16 protein-coding genes and 1 pseudogene are annotated in these 17,480 nt (G+C 36.6%); 13 read left to right on the top strand and 4 right to left on the bottom strand.

Going from position 1 to position 17,480, the window contains the following annotated elements:
* Positions 1-8 precede the first annotated feature (8 nt).
* Both ACINWC141_RS08320 and ACINWC141_RS08325 read right to left on the bottom strand, forming a co-directional pair.
* Positions 9-443 (bottom strand): acyl-CoA thioesterase, encoded by a 435-nt coding sequence (locus tag ACINWC141_RS08320; RefSeq protein WP_009390130.1) that lies wholly within the window; start codon positions 441-443, stop codon positions 9-11.
* Positions 443-1,600 carry an iron-containing alcohol dehydrogenase gene (locus ACINWC141_RS08325; RefSeq protein WP_009390136.1) on the bottom strand — a complete coding sequence of 386 codons (1,158 nt, stop codon included), beginning with the start codon at positions 1,598-1,600 and terminating at the stop codon, positions 443-445. The genes ACINWC141_RS08320 and ACINWC141_RS08325 overlap by 1 nt, the downstream gene beginning before the upstream one ends.
* Positions 1,601-1,950: 350 nt before the next feature.
* Here ACINWC141_RS08325 and ACINWC141_RS08330 point away from each other — a divergent pair, with 350 nt between their 5' ends.
* Complete coding sequence (locus ACINWC141_RS08330) at positions 1,951-2,256, top strand: YcgJ family protein (protein WP_009390235.1); 306 nt, start codon at positions 1,951-1,953, stop codon at positions 2,254-2,256.
* A 66-nt stretch (positions 2,257-2,322) separates the two neighbouring features.
* On the opposite strand, the gene ACINWC141_RS08335 is transcribed toward ACINWC141_RS08330, so the two are convergent.
* Entirely contained in the window at positions 2,323-2,796 is a 474-nt protein-coding gene (locus tag ACINWC141_RS08335) for a winged helix-turn-helix transcriptional regulator (RefSeq protein ID WP_009390294.1), read from the bottom strand.
* Between the two features lie 62 nt (positions 2,797-2,858).
* Here ACINWC141_RS08335 and ACINWC141_RS08340 point away from each other — a divergent pair, with 62 nt between their 5' ends.
* From ACINWC141_RS08340 to ACINWC141_RS08360, 5 genes are all read left to right on the top strand, one after another.
* A complete protein-coding gene (locus ACINWC141_RS08340; protein ID WP_009390071.1) occupies positions 2,859-3,086 on the top strand; it encodes a tautomerase family protein in 228 nt (75 codons plus the stop codon).
* Positions 3,087-3,452: 366 nt separating this feature from the next.
* Complete coding sequence (locus ACINWC141_RS08345; protein ID WP_009390118.1) at positions 3,453-3,956, top strand: low molecular weight protein-tyrosine-phosphatase; 504 nt, start codon at positions 3,453-3,455, stop codon at positions 3,954-3,956.
* A gap of 19 nt (positions 3,957-3,975) precedes the next feature.
* Positions 3,976-5,010, top strand: coding sequence for a UDP-N-acetylmuramate dehydrogenase (murB, locus tag ACINWC141_RS08350; protein WP_009390302.1), 1,035 nt, complete (start codon positions 3,976-3,978; stop codon positions 5,008-5,010).
* A gap of 4 nt (positions 5,011-5,014) precedes the next feature.
* Positions 5,015-6,136, top strand: coding sequence for a YdcF family protein (locus ACINWC141_RS08355; protein ID WP_009390123.1), 1,122 nt, complete (start codon positions 5,015-5,017; stop codon positions 6,134-6,136).
* Entirely contained in the window at positions 6,136-7,164 is a 1,029-nt protein-coding gene (locus tag ACINWC141_RS08360; protein ID WP_005306414.1) for an alpha/beta hydrolase, read from the top strand. The genes ACINWC141_RS08355 and ACINWC141_RS08360 overlap by 1 nt, the downstream gene beginning before the upstream one ends.
* 124 nt (positions 7,165-7,288) lie before the next feature.
* On the opposite strand, the gene ACINWC141_RS08365 is transcribed toward ACINWC141_RS08360, so the two are convergent.
* Positions 7,289-8,962: an FMN-binding glutamate synthase family protein gene (locus ACINWC141_RS08365; RefSeq protein WP_009390194.1), complete on the bottom strand. Its 1,674-nt coding sequence runs from the start codon at positions 8,960-8,962 to the stop codon at positions 7,289-7,291.
* 449 nt (positions 8,963-9,411) lie between these two features.
* On the opposite strand from ACINWC141_RS08365, the gene ACINWC141_RS08370 reads away from it, so the two are divergent.
* From ACINWC141_RS08370 to ACINWC141_RS08400, 7 genes and pseudogenes are all read left to right on the top strand, one after another.
* The gene (locus ACINWC141_RS08370) at positions 9,412-9,843 is read left to right on the top strand and encodes a hypothetical protein (protein WP_034678041.1); all 432 of its coding nucleotides are present in this window, start codon (positions 9,412-9,414) and stop codon (positions 9,841-9,843) included.
* 506 nt (positions 9,844-10,349) lie between these two features.
* On the top strand, positions 10,350-10,880 hold the full coding sequence (locus ACINWC141_RS08375) for a Csu type fimbrial protein (RefSeq protein WP_009390147.1): 531 nt from the start codon (positions 10,350-10,352) through the stop codon (positions 10,878-10,880).
* Positions 10,881-10,962: 82 nt separating this feature from the next.
* Positions 10,963-11,670 carry a fimbrial biogenesis chaperone gene (locus tag ACINWC141_RS08380; RefSeq protein ID WP_034678043.1) on the top strand — a complete coding sequence of 236 codons (708 nt, stop codon included), beginning with the start codon at positions 10,963-10,965 and terminating at the stop codon, positions 11,668-11,670.
* A gap of 40 nt (positions 11,671-11,710) precedes the next feature.
* Positions 11,711-14,108 (top strand): annotated as a pseudogene (locus ACINWC141_RS20675) (fimbria/pilus outer membrane usher protein).
* Positions 14,099-15,127 (top strand): Csu type fimbrial protein, encoded by a 1,029-nt coding sequence (locus tag ACINWC141_RS08390; RefSeq protein WP_034678045.1) that lies wholly within the window; start codon positions 14,099-14,101, stop codon positions 15,125-15,127. The pseudogene ACINWC141_RS20675 and the gene ACINWC141_RS08390 overlap by 10 nt, the downstream one beginning before the upstream one ends.
* Positions 15,128-15,619: 492 nt before the next feature.
* Positions 15,620-16,786, top strand: a complete 1,167-nt coding sequence (locus ACINWC141_RS08395) for an MFS transporter (protein ID WP_204389195.1) — start codon at positions 15,620-15,622, stop codon at positions 16,784-16,786.
* 154 nt (positions 16,787-16,940) lie between these two features.
* A complete protein-coding gene (locus ACINWC141_RS08400; protein ID WP_034678047.1) occupies positions 16,941-17,444 on the top strand; it encodes a hypothetical protein in 504 nt (167 codons plus the stop codon).
* Positions 17,445-17,480 lie beyond the last annotated feature (36 nt).

Raw genomic sequence — 17,480 nt, forward strand, 5'->3', positions numbered from 1 at the left:
CTCATTTTCTATAATAAATAACTTTTTAAAGCTTCACGAACTGACTCAGAAATTGGCACAGTCTTACGCGTTTCACGATCTACAAACACATGCACAAAATGTCCCTGAGCAGAGGCTTGCTCTTGGTCTTGTTTAAAGATTGCCAATTCATAACGTAGTGAAGTCGTACCGATTTTTCCAATCGCAACACCTACTTGAATAATTTCGGGAAATGACAACTCTTGGAAAAAACTACACGCAGAATCTACCACTAATCCAATGGATGGTGCTTTATGAATATCAAAACCTGTTTTTTGAATGAGCAAAGCATTGGCTGCTGTATCGAAGTAGCTATAGTAAGTCACATTATTCACATGACCATAAATATCGTTATCTGCCCAGCGAGTTTGAATATCTAAAAAAAACTTAAATTGATCTCGGGTTTTTAAAGCGGGTTTAGTCATTAATGAATCGCCTGATAAATTGCCAAAGCAGCGGCTTCTGTCATGTCACGTGGATTATTTTGTAGTAAGCGAGTTTGCAACATGGCATCTTGAGCAAGTCTAGGTAGACTAGACTCTTCAATACCCAAATCTCTAAGTTTTAAAGTCAAACCACTACGATCTAAATGGTTTTGCATATGATCAATAAACAGATCACACAAACCATCGGTGCTGCCATTACTATATGGATCTAGCCATTGCATAAGTTCTGCATAATATTGTTTAGCATTTGGTGTATTAAATTTTAATACTTCAACTAACACTAGCGCATTGGTATGTCCATGCGACAAATGAAAATGTCCGCCAAGTGGATAAGCTAGAGCATGTACCGCAGCAACGGGCGAGTTTGCAAATGCTTGACCTGCGAGCATCGAACCGAACAACATATTTTGTCGTGCTTCTAAGTCATTTCCATTTTTAAGAACTTTCGGCAGGTTATGGTTTAGCAACTTCAATGCATGTTTGGCTAAAATATCGGTATAAATATTCTTTTTATGTTTGGAGGTATATGCCTCAATCGCATGCACCATCGCATCAATACCAGTTGCAGCAGTAATATGTGCTGGAAGGTTTTGAGTAAAAGTAGCATCAAGAATTGCTGTATCTGCATAGAGTACGGGAGAGACAATCCCCATTTTTGTTGTCTCGCCTGTGGTCACAATTGAAATAGGCGTTACTTCTGAACCAGTACCAGCCGTAGTAGGAATTAAAATAAGTGGTAGGCGAGCTGTGGTGACTTGGTTTACACCATACATGTCTTGAAGACTTTGTGTTTGGTTAGGGTGTGCGAGTAAGGCAATTACTTTCGCAACATCTAAAGAACTACCGCCACCAAAACCAATAATGGCATCTACATTTTGCTGTTTTGCATAATTGGCTGCATCTAATACCACTTGTTCTGGCGGATCGGCCTGCACATCAGCATAAATGACATATTCAAGATTAAGCGTATTTAAAATTTGAAGAATGGGAAGATGTAAGTGATTTTTGATCATGCCTGCATCGGTCACCAGTAACAACTTACGGTAAGCTTTTGATGACAAAACATTCTGTAATTCTTGTATAGAGCCTAAGCCTGAGATGATATTGGGAACAGTTTGAAATTGAAAATGGCTCATATACGTTATTTCCTTATTTTTGAAAATTATTGCTGAACAGTTCTATAAAATTCAATCTTCAAATAACTTAGCATAAGAAACTTTAAAATAAAGTAGTTCTGAGGCGATTATGTTGAGTGTTGGATGAGCTAACTGACATTTTTACGTCGTTAGAGGAGAATGCTAGAGATAGAGGTTATGCAAGTTATTCAAGCCTATTGAAAGGTGGGCTTTTTGTTATTTGTATGGCTCTATAGATTTTCCAAAAAGCGACTAATTCATATAATGTTCTAACAATTTATAATTTTATTCGGTTCTTAAAAATGAAAATTTCTAAAAATTTACTAAGCCTCATTGGATGCACCTGTTTAATGCTGAGCTCCACAGCAATGGCGAAAACCAGCTCTAGCGTCTATTCACCTAAAAAGGGCGTAATTTGTGACAAATATATTTGTGCTGACAAGAAAGGCGTATCTAAAAAACTTACAGCTAAATACTTAGGAACTTACAAAGCGAACAAAGCATTCTCTCAAGGTGATTTTGATACCTCAGCATTTACGCTCTCAAATGGTGTGTTCTGTGATACCAAGACGAAATTATGTCATGTCGATCGATACTTTGAGAATGGGCATCGTAGCAAAATTGATAGAAAAATGACGGATAAACTTTTTAAATAAATGATTTTTTCTAGACTTAGCTAAAAGCCCAAAATAGTTGGGCTTTTTTTACAGCTAAATAAAAAGTTATTCCTTATTTCTGCGATGAGTGAGTTTCAGCTCTAAGTTTTTGAAATCTATAACTTGATTAGATGAGTCAACAAGTTTTAATCTAAGTTCGTCGTCTGTATTCTTATTAAAAACTTTCACAACATCTTTACCAGCTTCAATAAAATTACCTCCAGACTCAAGCATGGCAAGTAAAACAATATTTAGACTTTTGCCTTTTTTAGTGAGTAAGTATTCTTTACGTTCTCGAACTCCAACTTCTTTATAAATTGATAGTTCAAATATTTCTAATTGGATGAGGTGCTTTAGACGATTAGATAAAATTTGCTTTGAGATACCGGTATTTTCTAGAAAATCATTAAATTTTGTTACGCCATAAAAAGCTTCCCTCAACAATAGGATCGTCCAATTATCATTTAATATTTCAGCAATTTTGAAAATTCCACATACATCTACTGAAAATTTATGATCTGGCGTAATGAGTTTTGACATTAGAGGCAGCTCCAATTAATATGAGTCTTTAATTTAGACCTAGACTTAATTCAGGTAGCATTATGCCATTTATAAATATACAAACCATAGAAGGTTTACTAGATAAAGATAGTAAAGCTGAGCTTTTCAAACGGATAACGGATTTATTTATAGAAATAGAAGGAAAGGGAAATCCAGCTTTTCAAGAGCATGTCTGGATAAGAATTGATGAATATCCACCTGAACAGTGGCAATTAGGCAGCTTAAGGCCAACGAAAGAAATGATTGAGTTAATGACTACAGCTAAGTGACGATTTCAGTTATTTCATATTCCTTGGATAACTGTATAAGTTACAAGTTAAGTGTTACACCAACCTGTTTTTAGAATATCCAGCTCATATGATTCATAATGTGAGCATAGGTATTGATGTGAAAGCTCTCTGAGGAGGGCTTTATTATTTTCTTAAAAATTAGAAGATCAGATACTGTGGCGACTGATTTATCAACTTTTAATCTATTGATAAACATTATTTTCCTTTTCAAGCCATGTGAGTTTTGACAAAATGCAACACGTCACAATGGTCAATTCAATTCTGACAATAATTTGTAGTTTAGTCGGGATTTTGCATGCACCATATTTATTTCTATTTAATTCAAATGTTTGGAAGTAATTTCTAATGGAAACACAATATAAGGTGTTATGTGTCTGTTTAGGAAATATTTGCCGTTCTCCCACGGCTGAAGTGGTTTTTAGACATTATTGTGATACGCATCAACTCAACGTACTAGTCGATTCTGCTGGAACGAGTAATTATCATCCAAACAAAGCACCAGATCAGCGTAGTCAGCTACACGCTAAAAAAAGAGGTTATGACTTATCGTCATTACGTGCAAGACAGCTTTCAACTCAAGACTTCTTAGAGTTTGATTTGATTTTGGCCATGGATCATCAAAACTTTGATGATATTCATGAGTTGCTACAAAGCGCAGTTGCTCAGTTTGGTACTCATCAAATTCGTGCGAAGGTAGCTTTAATGAGCGAGCATGATCCTGAATATCCACAACAAGCCTTGCCTGATCCTTATTATGGTGGTGCTGAAGGTTTTGAACGTGTACTCAACCAATGCGAGTCCAGCAGTTTGGCGTGGATTAATATTTTAAAAAAACAATTGAATGTTTAAGAATAGGTTTTTCAAGACAATGCAAATTCAAAATCTGGTACAGCTTAAGCCATTCAATACTTTAAGTTTAGACGCAACAGCTTCTCACTACACAAAAGTCCAAACTATTCAGGATATTGAGGAAGCTTTGGATTTTGCCGAGCAGCATAATCTAAATGTACTTGTGTTATCGGGCGGTAGTAACATGTTGCTGCCGCAGCAAATCAATGCTTTAGTCATTCATCTTGATATTCAAGGAATTGAAGTTTTATCGAACGATGATGATTTTGTTCGAGTTAAAGTTGGTGCGGGTCAAGTCTGGCATGAGTTCGTTTTATATAGCACTCAGCAAAACTGGTTTGGCTTGCAAAATCTCGCTCTTATTCCAGGGTTAGTCGGCGCTTCACCCGTACAAAACATTGGTGCTTATGGGGTAGAAGTGGGTGAGTTTATTGAGTCAGTACAGGTCTATGACCGTAAATTAAAACAAACTCAGACAATTTTAGCGGCAGACTGCCATTTCGCCTACCGCCATAGTATTTTTAAAGATGATCCCAACCGTTACATTATCACGCATGTCACTTTTAAATTACTTAAACAGCCAAATTTAAAACTTAACTATGGTGATTTGAAGCAAGCTGTTGGAGACAACCAGACTGCCGAGAACTTACAAAATCAAGTTATCCATATTCGCCAAAGTAAACTTCCTGATCCAAAAGAATATCCGAATTTGGGTAGTTTCTTTAAAAATCCGATTGTTAACCCTCAAGAATTTGAACGTTTAGTCACACAATTCTCAACAATTCCACATTATCCTCAAACCAGTGGAAACGTTAAAATTGCAGCAGGTTGGTTAATTGATCAGGTGGGGTGGAAAGGTAAAAAACTTGATATGGTAGGGATGTTCCATAAACAGGCATTGGTTTTGGTGAATTATGCCAATGCATCTCTTACTGATGTAAAGAAAACTTATCAGGCTGTACAACATGATGTTGATCAGCGTTTCCATATTATGTTAGAACCAGAGCCTGTGCTTTATAACAGTTTAGGTTTAATTGAAAATCATACGGAATAGTTTTATGCCAAAAGTACACTTAATGGTACGTTTAGTACAAATAGTCACTGTGCTATTTTTACTATTAGGCTGTTTCGTGGTTTTTTTATATTCGCCTTTTTATTCAAAATTAATTGTAGCTGGACTTAATTATTTTGTACCTGTTGATGTTAATCAGGTCGCTGCTGAAAGCCAGAGACAGGCAGCATTAAGCGAGCATGATAATTTAGAGCCCGGTTCAAATCTATGGATTGCTCGTCAAGCCTATTTAAAGCTGACTGAAAAAGCATTACGTGAAAAAAAGACAACAGATCTGACCTATCTTCAAGAAAACTATAAGGCTTTGCAGCAAATTATTCTCTTAGAAGAAAAGGAACAGGATTCAGAAGCAGCTGCTTCAGTAACGGTTCCTTTAGTCGTTAAAAAATCAGAAATTGATGCTGCTGATGAAGCAAGTGGTCCTATTGATGAGGCTCTCTTTATTAATAGTTCAGAAAACAAAGCACTTACAGAGCAATATACTGAGTTTTTAGCAAGAAAACCTGTACAGCCAGAACATCGACAAGCTGTGAGTGAACCTGAACAGAAGATTGAGTATGTTCGTAAAAATCCCTTACCAGTTCCCTCTAAAAAGTTGTCAGAACCTTATGCAATTGTTGTATTGGGTGGTGGTTTGACACTCGATAAAAATGGAAAAGATATTGTAGTTAATGGCTATACACGCTTGAGACTGGAAAAAACCTTAGAAGTTGAAAAACAGAATCAGCTTCCTATTGTACTTAGCGGTGTTGAAGCACCATATATGCAAACTTGGTTAAAAAAGCGGGGTGTTGATGCAAAATTACTAGAAAATCGGAGTATGAACACCTGTGAAAATACACGATTTAGTTCTTTATTACTTCAGAAAAAAGGTGGAGCGCCGACGGTCATGTTGGTTACAGATGAATACCATATGCCGCGTACACGCCGACTATTTGCTTTAAATGGTATAGAAACAATTCCTGTTGTGGCTCCAATGCCAACACCACTGACACGCTGGCAACCAAGTGTGCAAAATTACGATCATAGCCGTCGTGCGAATTATGAATTACTTGCGACAATTCGCGACATGTTGTTTGGCTCAAGTGATTGTCGAGAGGTACCTTAATGTCAGATATCCCGTTTCTCAATCCTGCCGTATTAAAACAATTAGATTTACCGGTTCCTAACCGTGATCTTACGCCACAGGTTTTAAGCCCACTTAATTTGAATACATTAGAAGAGCCATCGCGAGATTTGTTGGCCTACCGCAAATTGTATGGTTTGCATTTACTTGAATGTGACCATTGGCAAGGCTATGTTCAAATGCCTTTGTTTCGCTTACATGTGCAAGTTTTCAAACCTAAAATAGAAAAAATACAAGGTACTGTCTGTTTATTACATGGCTATCTTGAGCATAGCGGTATTTATCAGCCCATCATTCGTGAAATTCTTGAACAAGGCTTTAGTGTTATTACCTACGACTTGCCAGGACATGGTTTAAGCAATGGTTCACCAGCAAGCATTCAAAATTTTGATCACTATCAACAAGTTTTGATGGCTGTTTATCAATATGTGAAACATGCGGATCAGTTGCCTAAACCTTGGGTGGGAATTGGGCAAAGTACGGGTGGCGCAATCTGGATGCATCACTTATTGGAATATGCTGAAAAACGCCAAGATCCGATTGTAGATAGAGTCTTGTTACTTTCACCTTTAATTCGCCCTGCAAAAACAGCATGGTGGCATAATCCAGTTGGATTGGGCATTATTCGCCGTATTAAGCGTCAAGTTCCACGACACTTTAGACGTAATAATCATAATCCTGAATTTTTACGTTTCATTCGTTTAAAAGATCCATTGCAGCCTCGAATGATGGGTATGGACTGGATTTTGGCAATGTCAAAGTGGATGCAAGAAATGGAAGAGCGGCCCGCTTGCCGTATCCCTGTCTGGCTTGCACAAGGTGCTCTCGATCAGACGGTTGATTGGCGTTACAACATTGAATTTATTCGTCGTAAATTTAGGCTTCAAACATTATTAATGCTTGAAGAAGGTTCTCATCAATTAATTAATGAACGTGCAGATATACGTGCAGCTTTAACAGGGTTGATTCCAGCATTTTTACATGCGAAACCAAAACATTTTTATTATTAAAGTTACAGATGTTCATGTTAATTACTTAGTTTGTTTAAGAGAAAATTAGCTTAATAAATTAAATAATTATATTTTTAATTATTGTTAATGGAGCTCCCTTATGGGTAGCTCCAATTTTAACTATTTAAAAATGGTTGGCATCCGCCATATTCCACATTCGATAATAGAAATTATCATCATCACTATTCAGTTCCGCTTGTAAAAGCTCGCCTTCTTTTAAGAAAAAATGCAATTGAGCATAGTTCTTAATTTCACGGTCATTTACTCGCTGAGCCAAATGGTGAGCCTTAATATCAGAAGGGTGACGTAAACCAGCGGCAGCAATCATTTCAGACAAAGCATGCAAAGTATTTTTATGAAAATTAAATACGCGTTCAGCTTTGGTTGGTACATCAATTGCTTTTTGACGGTCTTTATCTTGGGTTGCAACACCTACAGGGCACTGGTTAGTGTGACAGCTTTGTGCCTGAATACATCCAACCGCAAACATGAAACCACGTGCTGAGTTAACCCAATCTGCACCTAACGCAAAAGTACTGGCAATATCAAATGCACTAATGATTTTACCACTCGCACCAATTTTAACTTGATCTCTTAGTCCCGCACCGACAAGTGTGTTATGGACAAAGCGTAAGCCTTCACGTAATGGTGTACCAATATTGTCGCTAAACTCAATTGGCGCTGCGCCTGTACCACCTTCAGAACCATCAACCACAATAAAGTCAGGAACAATTTTTGTTTCTAGCATTGCTTTAACAATACTCATAAATTGCCAAGGCTGACCAATACACAGTTTAAAACCAACAGGTTTTCCACCCGATAATGTGCGCAATTTCTGCAAAAAATGCATCATTTCAATTGGGGTAGAAAAACTAGAATGCTTTGCGGGAGAAATACAGTCATGATCGCGAGAAACACCACGTATTTGAGCAATTTCTTCGGTAATTTTATGTTTAGGTAAAATACCGCCATGACCAGGTTTTGCACCTTGTGAAAGCTTCAGTTCAATCATCTTGATCTGTGGTAATTGAGATTGCTTGGCAAACTTTTGCTCGTCAAACTTCCCATCTAGGGTACGGCAGCCAAAATAACCACTGGCAATTTGCCAAACAATATCACCGCCATTTTCTAGATGGTAAGGGCTTAAACTACCTTCGCCAGTATCATGATAAAACCCGCCTAATTGTGCGCCTTTATTTAATGCTCGAATTGCATTCGCGCTCAAACTACCAAAGCTCATGGCAGAAATGTTCATAATAGAGGCACTATAGGGTTGAAGGCATTGTGCATTACCCACCTGAATACGGAAACTCTTCGGGTCTGCTGGTGGGCAAGGGCTTATTGAGTGGACAATGAAGCGATAATTTTCTTGGTAAACGTCAATGATCGAACCAAAAGGCTTATCTGCATTTTCATTTTTAGCGCGTTGATAAACTAGACTTCTTTGCATACGCGAAAAAGGTAGTGCATCCTGATCCGCTTCAATAAAGTATTGGCGAATTTCTGGACGTATATCTTCAAACAAAAAACGAAAATGTCCCATAATTGGGTAATTTCTTAAAATTGAATGTTTATTCTGCAAAACATCATAAAGGCCTAATAAACTTAGTGCACCCGTAAGTACCCATAAACCGTTAAGTAGAGTATCTGAAACAAAATAATAGATACTATGAGGGGTATATACGGTGCGAAACCATGTAATGCTAAGTGCAGTAAAAATACATAAAAACCAGAGAGAATGGCGTGAAAAGAATGTATTGAGAAATTTATGTCGAATGATTTGTGCTGGACTCGCCATATTGGAACAAATTCCTAATGTTTTACTGGTACATACCTTGCCAAGAAGCTAGTAAAACTACAAGTATGGAATTGTTAGTTTTAGGGGGAGTAAAGGCATGCACGATTTAGAATTATTTTTAAATAGTTTATATTTTGACTGAAAAATAATATTTAATCTAAAGCTTTTAGGATTGAGATGAGTCGTGAAATTAATAGATTGTATAAATAAGTAGCTATAATAAAAATTATATTTTATTAAAGTAATTTATAAAATATATATAGAAGTTAAATATGTATTTAGTTTTGGTTAATAATAAAAAAAATATTTGAGTATTATTTGTACATTATTGATAGTAATGAATACTGTGCTATTTAATCGTTTTTTGCTAATATAGATAAATTGAAATAATATTTTCAATAGACATTATTACAACTATATAAGATTCTAAAAATTATTTAAGGACTGAAATGAATTGGAAACTATTAATATGCTCTATTTTTCTAACAGGAATCTTTTTCTTAACTCTAATGTTTTACCTAGGTTTTGATCTAGATACTTTTAAAAGGGTCGCCTTCATACAAAGTTTGTTGGTTGCTATGGCTATAATATTTGATTATAGGGAGCGAAAAAATACTCCTATTTTTCCGGGATGTATCGTTTATCCATTACTTGGTATTTTATTTGTTTTAGGGTTTACACCTATTTTAGATTTTTTTGCTGAAAGACCTAAAGGATTTCATAGTTGGGATATTCGGAATATGTGGATGATCAACTCTAACAGTGCAGACTATCAATTTAGGAAACTAGCTTGGTATGGCAAAGCATATATACAGCTAGGTTTCGCTATGGTGGGTGGATTTCTCGGCTTGTTTTTTCATTTAATTTTTAGAAATAATTAAGCTTACGTCGCTTTCTTCTGGTAGGTAGAACCTTGTGTCTTTAGGATAAATTCTTTAGATTTCTTATTTATAAAATATTATTTTCTTATTCATTTAAAATATATAGAATAATCAGTAGCTTAATTTTTGAACTTAATTTTTTAACCAAATGTTAAAAAATTATAAAATATTAAAAATGATGGTAAATATTAACTAATGAAAAACTATCGTTTTTTTAGTAAAACTAATAAAAGATTAATGGAAGTATCGAAAATTAATATAAAAAGTATGGCAAACCATAAAAAATTTTATAATTGAGAAATCCATCAAAATTTAAATTATTAATTGATATTTAAAATGAAACTTATGTTAGTGTTTTTGTTGTTTTTTTGTATTATGCGCGCTTAGTAGAGTAAAAAAATAACACTTTGAAAAAACAATCAGAAATGCGAGTGATTGTGATGGGGAAGGCTAGTTTTTACATCTATTAATTTTATTGGCGTAATGTAAAAAAAAGGTTTTTAACCATGAAAAAGTCTCTCATTTGCTTATCAGTAATTACTATGGGTTTAATGTCTATCAATGCCGCAAACGCTGCTACAGCAACAGGCACATTGACTGTTAAAGCAACAATTACAAATAGTTGTGTATTGAATACTTCTGCTACAGGTACAACTGCGAATGCAGTCTTGGACTTTGGTACTTTAAGTTCTCTTGCGAGCAACGTCGATGCAGATACCACTACGACAGGCGGTACTGCGATCAAAGTTTTATGTAACAACACTGTGCCATGGACTTTGGCTTTTGATGCCGGAAAAAATGCTCAAACGACTCAACGTCGTATGATTGGTGGTGCAACAAGCAACGAATATATTCCTTACAACCTTTTCTCTGACACTAACCGTGCAACAGCAATTGGCATTGCCACCTCTGCATATAGCGGTACTGGTACTGGTGCAGCACAAACAGTTAACGTCTACGGTCGTATCCCTGCTGGCTCAACTTTGCCAAGCGCTGGTAGCTATGTTGACACTGTAACCGTAACAGTGACTTATTAATTTTTAATAAGTTTTATGTGTCATTGCTAGCTCTTATTTTAGAGAGCTAGCCTAATTTGAGAAAAGTAGTTCTGGGCAAATCATGAGAAAAGATATCTTTGTTACTACAAGTTTATTGTTATTTTTGCCTAGTATGCTGAACGCTGCCTCAATTCGTCTTTCGCCTGTAAGTGTTGAAATATTGAACGATCAAGCGGCATCCTCAATTAGTTTATATAACCAGTCAAATGAAAGTACTGATTTACAGGTACGTGTATTTGAATGGCGCCAAAATGCTGGGCAAGATCAATTAATACCTACAGATGAGATCGCGATTAGCCCACCATTTTTAAAATTACAACCCAATGATTCTTATAACTTGCGTATAGTTAGAATTAATCCCGGACCCGTTTCTGGTGAGCAAACATACCGTATTATTATTGATGAATTACCAAAGCCTGTAGATAGCCGTAAAGTGGATCAAGGGGTTAACGTATTACTGCGTTCGTCATTGCCTGTATTTGTAGTAAATAAAGATGCAATGACTAAACTTACTTGGTCAATACAACAAGAACAAACTAATTCTTATCTTACAATTCATAATGTTGGCAACCGACATGCACTTTTAAGTAATTTAACACTTGTTGATACAACAGCAAATAAAAGCTATTCCATCAAAGTAAATACCGTGAATGGTTATATTCTTGCTGGGAAATCAAGAAATTTTAATATTAGCCATGATTTTAAATTTCAAACTGATCATAAATATAATATTTCATTAAATATTAACGGTAAGCAAACATCTCTTTAAAGAGGCACATATGAAATATCTCGTAAGTGCCTTATGTGTTATGTACTTGCCGATTCATGCGTTTGCTGAATCATTGCAAGATAACACCAATGCTGCTTTACCAAGTATTCCGGAAGTTACCAGCTCTTCTCATCAGTTACTCATTTCTGATAAGGCGTACACACAGCTTTTTTTAAAGATTTCTATTAACTCGAATATTTCAACAGATTTAATCTCGGTACGCCAAGATCAAGATAGAAAGTTATATATCCGCACTCGTGACTTGAAAGCTTTAAGAGTGAAAATGGATGAGTATATGGCTGATAGCCAATGGGTGTGTATTAATGAGCTAAAAGGAATCCAGTTTAAATATCTAGAGAAGGAACAGTCTCTAAACTTACAAGTTCCTTCGAACATGCTGACGGATTATTCGGTTGACTTAAATGGCCAGCAGATTACCAGCCCTCATTTACTCAAAATGAAACCCTTAAACGCGGCTATTCTGAACTACAGCCTGTATAACACTACAACCAATGACGAGAATGTTTTCTCGGGTTCAGCAGAAGGAATTTTTAATAGCGCAATCGGTAACTTTTCGTCGGGCGTTTTATATAACGGCAGTAATGAAAATAGTTATAGCCATGAAAAGTGGGTGCGCTTAGAGAGTAAATGGCAGTATGTAGACCCTGAAAAGATCAGGATCTATACCTTAGGGGACTTTATTTCTAATAGTTCGGATTGGGGCAGTAGTGTGCGTCTGGCAGGTTTGCAGTGGTCGAGTGCTTACACCCAACGAGGCGATATTGTCACCTCGGCATTACCACAATTTTCCGGCTCAGCTGCACTCCCTTCAACTTTAGATTTATACGTTAACCAGCAAAAGATTTATTCAGGGCTTGTGCCATCAGGTCCGTTTGACATTAAGCAGTTACCGTTTATTTCAGGCAATGAAGTCACACTTGTGACTACCGATGCAACGGGACAGCAGAGCATTACCAAACAGGCTTACTATTTTTCATCTAAGATTTTAGCCAAAGGCATTAATGAGTTTTCAGTAGACGTTGGGGTTCCCCGTTATAACTATGGGCTGTACTCAAACGATTATGATGACGCGACTTTTGCTTCAGGTGCGATTAGATACGGCTATAGCAATTCACTGACTTTAAGTGGTGGTGCAGAGGCTTCAACAGACGGCCTATCAAATCTGGGCACTGGTTTTGCCAAGAACCTGTTTGGTTTTGGGGTGATCAATGCTGACTTTGCCGCAAGCCAGTATAAAGATGAAAACGGCTATTCTGCTTTGCTTGGCTTAGAAGGGCGGATTAGCAAGAATATTTCGTTTAATACCAGTTACCGTAAGATATTTGATAACTACTTTGACCTTGCCCGTGTGTCTCAAGTTCGATATTTAAAAGATAACAATGATTGACCAAATATTAAGCTACAGTGCGCTGGCAGATGAGATTTTTAGGGCGGGAATTAACTATAATTTTTATGAGGGGTATGGTGCGTATCTGGGCTATAACCAGATTAAATTTAGCGACAACTCTTATAAATTACTATCTGCCAATTTAAGCGGAAGTATTAACAAGAACTGGGGATTTTATAGCTCAGCGTATAAAGATTATGAAAACCAAAAAGACTATGGCATTTACTTTGCGCTGCGTTATACACCGTCTACCCGAGTCAATGCGATTACAAGTATTTCTAATGAAAGTGGTAAAACAACATATAGACAAGAAATAAATGGATTTAGCGATCCACAAATTGGTTCATTTGGCTGGGGAGGTTATGTTGAGCGTGACCAAGATGCGAATGACAACAATGCCTCGGTCTATGCTTCTTATCGTGCTCGGGCAGCTTACCTAACAGGTCGATATAACCATTTTGGGGATAACGACCAAGTTGCACTTTCGGCGACAGGATCGTTGGTTGCGGCAGCAGGGCGAATCTTTGCGGCCAATGAAATTGGAGACGGATACGCGATCGTGACCAATGCCGGACCACAAAGCCAAATTTTAAATGGTGGAGTCAATTTAGGAGCAACTGATCGAACTGGTCGATTCTTAATTGCAAATTTAAGACCTTACCAACTTCATCATATCTATCTTGATCCCTCATATTTACCTTTAGAGTGGGATGTTAAATCCACTAACCAAACAGCATTCGTAGGTTATCGCCAAGGAACCTTGGTGGACTTTGGTGCTCATCAGGTCATTTCAGGATTAGTGAAACTTGTCGATGCGAATAATTCACCCTTATTACCGGGTTATACGGTTCGAATTAATGGGCAACAAGATGGAGTCGTTGGCTACGACGGTGAAGTATTTATTCCAAACCTATTAAAGCAAAACAAGCTTGAAGTCGATCTTCTGGATCATGGCTCATGCCAAGTTAGTTTTGCGTATGAAAATAAGCAATACAGCGCTAAAAAATTGGGGCCTTATGTATGTCGATAACTACTGCGAGTCATAGTTTTTGGATGAAGAGTAAAAAGTTTTCATTGGCCATAAAGTATATTTTAGCAATTGTACTGTTTTTTATATTATATGCATTTTTTAGCTCCGCACATGCGGCTTGTACAGTAACTGGAACCACTAATAGTACGTATACCTATACGGCTGCCACCATTAATAGTGATGCAAATATTAACTTTTCCGGCACGATTAGCTGTTTAGGGGGGCGTACTACTCCTGAAATTTCAGCTTATATGTGTATGAAAACGGTATTTACGGGAACCACAAACGCCATTAATAGTGTGTCATTACCTTATACCGTCACAGCAACTGTAGGTGGGGCTGGGTCTTCTACCACGAATCAGTCCTCAAACGTCTGGTATGGTCCCGTAAGAACGGTTGCTTCAAATAATATTATTAGTTACTCAGTCAATGTAAAAGTCCCAGCCCGTACAGGTTCGCTTATTGCATACCCTAAAGGAACATATACAGGTACGGTTCAGCTTTTTTGGGACATGCAAGCAAGCTCTAGCACAGTCTGTGAGGGCGATAGCGGAGGCGGTTGGGATTCGGGTAATACCACTATAACTGCTAACTATGTTGTACCGAGTTTGTGCCAATTAGATTCAACATCAAATGTCGACTTTGGCAATATTAATGATATTGGCACCGCCACTCGTGATTACACCGCTCAAGGGGCAGTGAGTACAACTTGTAATAATGGAACGCTATACAGTATTTACTTAGGTGATGGTAATAACCGTATTGCTGGCGGTTTTCGGCGTATGACAAATGGTAGTAGTCAATATATTCCTTATCAGCTATATCAGAACTCGACTTATAGTACGGTATGGGACACTACAGGAGGGATAACTTCGATTGGAGGCTCTGGTGGCGTTTCTAAAACAGGCTCGGGCAATGCTCAAAGTACAAATGTCTATGGAAAAATTCCGCAGGGTACAGCTATTTCCATGACTTCTGGTAACTACTCAGATACGATAGTTGTTACAGTAACTTATTAAGAATCTTTTTGAATTTTATATTGAGTGTTTCTGGAGGGCAATTTGAATAGCCGTGAGTTTTAGATTTGATATTTATTTCTAAACAGTGCTATCTATAAATTTGATTTTTAATTGTTCTAATTTGAGATACGTAGAAAAGCTTTTACAGAAAAGCTAGATGTAAAAAATGATTAACGGTAATGTTGTTTTAGAATAAGCAAAAACAGAAAAAGACAAATTAAAAAAATAAGAAAAAACATCTGATGAATAAATACCTTATGAATATTAAATGTATTTTTACACAAGTTAACAGATTGTACAAATTAAATTACAGTTCTCTTGTCTTTATTTATTCTTTCTTATCAATAAAAAATGCTTTTAGAGCCAATGCTTTTTATTAATAAATTAATCATTTGTATTGGAAAACAAAGTGTTAAAATTGTAGGGTTGGGATGTTTTGATATATGCAACTATCTCGAATTTTAACCTATTGAAAATACTAAGGTTTATAACTTGTTCCAACCACTTACAATCCAAACTAGACTCGGCGGATTCTACTTCTTTTACTATTCTATTGTTGGCACATTCATGCCTTATTGGAATTTATATCTTCAAGATCAAGGATTTAACTATCAAGAAATTGGCATCTTATCATCAATTGCCATTGTAACGCGTTTTTTTGCACCTTTGGTATGGGGATGGATTGCTGACAAATCTGGTAAGCGAATGCTACTTGTCCGGTTGGCGACTTGGATGGAATCATGTATATGGTTGGCTATTTTTATAGTTCCCAATACATTTCAATCGATTGCTTTACTCATGCTTATTTTTAGCTTCTTCCAAAATGCTATTTTAGCTCAATTTGAAGGGGTCACTTTATTTTGGTTGGGTGATCAAAAAGCTAAACTTTACGGCAAAATCCGTAAATGGGGATCTGTTGGATTCATTGTGGGTGTTTTTGTTATTGGTGCACTTCTAGAAATAGTGCCTATTTCGATGCTTCCGATTTTATTATTAATTATTGCTTCATTGGCATTTATTTGGTCTTTCACTATCCGAGAACCAGATGGTGCACCTGCGTCGCAAAAGCAGTTAGAATCTTTACTTCCGGTGCTTAAACGGCCGGCAGTAGCTGCATTTTTCACAATTGAATTTATTTTACTTTTTTCACATGCGCCTTTTTATAGTTTTTATAGTAATTTTCTGAAATCTTTGAATTTTAGTACGACTGAAATTGGATTTTTATGGGCTATGGGTGTTTTTGCAGAAATTTTTATGTTTTCAATTGCTTCAAAGATTTTTCAACGTTTTTCGTGGCGTAGTTTAGTGATTGTGTGTTTGCTAGTGACGAGCATACGTTGGATGTTAGTTGCACTATTTTCACATTACTTTGTTGGTCAACTTTTTGCACAATGCTTGCATGCTTTCAGTTTTGGTCTATTTCACTTAATTGCGATGCGAGTTATTTTTCAAAACTTCTCGGCTGGACAACAAGGACGTGGGCAAGCTCTTTACAGCACCATGTGGGGGTTGGGGGTGGCTTCTGGTAGTGTTCTGGCCGGACATTTTTGGAAAATTCTTTCTGGTGAGCTCATCTTCATGTGTGCCAGCTTGGTTGTACTTTTAGGCTTATGCTTTGTAATGTGGCTGCCGAAACAAATTGATTCTTCAACTGCATAAGCTTGAGATAATGTAAAAAAGTCATTTATATTGAAAAAAGCAAGTAAATATGAAATTGTTTGATGACTTGTTGTAGCACGTTACAGTTGAAAAATATTGTTTTTATATGGTTATGAACCAGTGAATTTGTCAAAAAATATGCTAACTTAACTTCATGCGTTTAATGATTAATAAATCTATGAAAAATATTTATATTATTGGATTATTGTGGGCTTGTTCCGGTTTAGCTGTGGCAGAAACGGCGACTCAGCAGCCAGCTGAACAACCCGTTCGGACTGCCAGTAATCCTAATGCTATACGTATTGTTACGCGCCCTGAAATTATGGGATTATGGGGAATGGAAATTCCAAATAATAAGAAATGTGTGGAATATTATAACTTCCGTAGTAGTAATGATGTAGTGATCAAAAGTGGTCAAGAATGGTCATATGGTCTATATGAATATCAACCATCCGATGATCCTAAAGAGCAATTAGCTGCTTTAGTGATGCAAATTAAATTTGATAATAATAAAGTGGATTGTTCTGGTCAGAAACAAGATCAAACAGGTGATGTTTCTCAATATTTTGTTCAATGGAAAAATGATCATACTATCAACTTCTGTTCAACCGCTAAGGGTGAGAAGTGTTTTGCGACTTTACGTAGAGTTCTTCCGTAAAATAGTAGATATAAAAAAAAGCCTCTTATTTACAAG

Origin of the sequence: Acinetobacter sp. WC-141 (assembly GCF_000313935.1) — a bacterium.
In the GTDB taxonomy this organism is placed as follows: Bacteria; Pseudomonadota; Gammaproteobacteria; order Pseudomonadales; family Moraxellaceae; genus Acinetobacter.

Excerpts from the sequence above, each read along its gene's own strand:
- ACINWC141_RS08320 (WP_009390130.1), bottom strand. The coding sequence starts at position 443 with ATGACTAAACCCGCTTTAAAAACCCGAGATCAATTTAAGTTTTTTTTA.
- ACINWC141_RS08325 (WP_009390136.1), bottom strand. The coding sequence starts at position 1,600 with ATGAGCCATTTTCAATTTCAAACTGTTCCCAATATCATCTCAGGCTTA.
- ACINWC141_RS08330 (WP_009390235.1), top strand. The coding sequence starts at position 1,951 with ATGCTGAGCTCCACAGCAATGGCGAAAACCAGCTCTAGCGTCTATTCA.
- ACINWC141_RS08335 (WP_009390294.1), bottom strand. The coding sequence starts at position 2,796 with ATGTCAAAACTCATTACGCCAGATCATAAATTTTCAGTAGATGTATGT.
- ACINWC141_RS08340 (WP_009390071.1), top strand. The coding sequence starts at position 2,859 with ATGCCATTTATAAATATACAAACCATAGAAGGTTTACTAGATAAAGAT.
- ACINWC141_RS08345 (WP_009390118.1), top strand. The coding sequence starts at position 3,453 with ATGGAAACACAATATAAGGTGTTATGTGTCTGTTTAGGAAATATTTGC.
- murB (WP_009390302.1), top strand. The coding sequence starts at position 3,976 with ATGCAAATTCAAAATCTGGTACAGCTTAAGCCATTCAATACTTTAAGT.
- ACINWC141_RS08355 (WP_009390123.1), top strand. The coding sequence starts at position 5,015 with ATGCCAAAAGTACACTTAATGGTACGTTTAGTACAAATAGTCACTGTG.
- ACINWC141_RS08360 (WP_005306414.1), top strand. The coding sequence starts at position 6,136 with ATGTCAGATATCCCGTTTCTCAATCCTGCCGTATTAAAACAATTAGAT.
- ACINWC141_RS08365 (WP_009390194.1), bottom strand. The coding sequence starts at position 8,962 with ATGGCGAGTCCAGCACAAATCATTCGACATAAATTTCTCAATACATTC.
- ACINWC141_RS08370 (WP_034678041.1), top strand. The coding sequence starts at position 9,412 with ATGAATTGGAAACTATTAATATGCTCTATTTTTCTAACAGGAATCTTT.
- ACINWC141_RS08375 (WP_009390147.1), top strand. The coding sequence starts at position 10,350 with ATGAAAAAGTCTCTCATTTGCTTATCAGTAATTACTATGGGTTTAATG.
- ACINWC141_RS08380 (WP_034678043.1), top strand. The coding sequence starts at position 10,963 with ATGAGAAAAGATATCTTTGTTACTACAAGTTTATTGTTATTTTTGCCT.
- ACINWC141_RS08390 (WP_034678045.1), top strand. The coding sequence starts at position 14,099 with ATGTCGATAACTACTGCGAGTCATAGTTTTTGGATGAAGAGTAAAAAG.
- ACINWC141_RS08400 (WP_034678047.1), top strand. The coding sequence starts at position 16,941 with ATGCGTTTAATGATTAATAAATCTATGAAAAATATTTATATTATTGGA.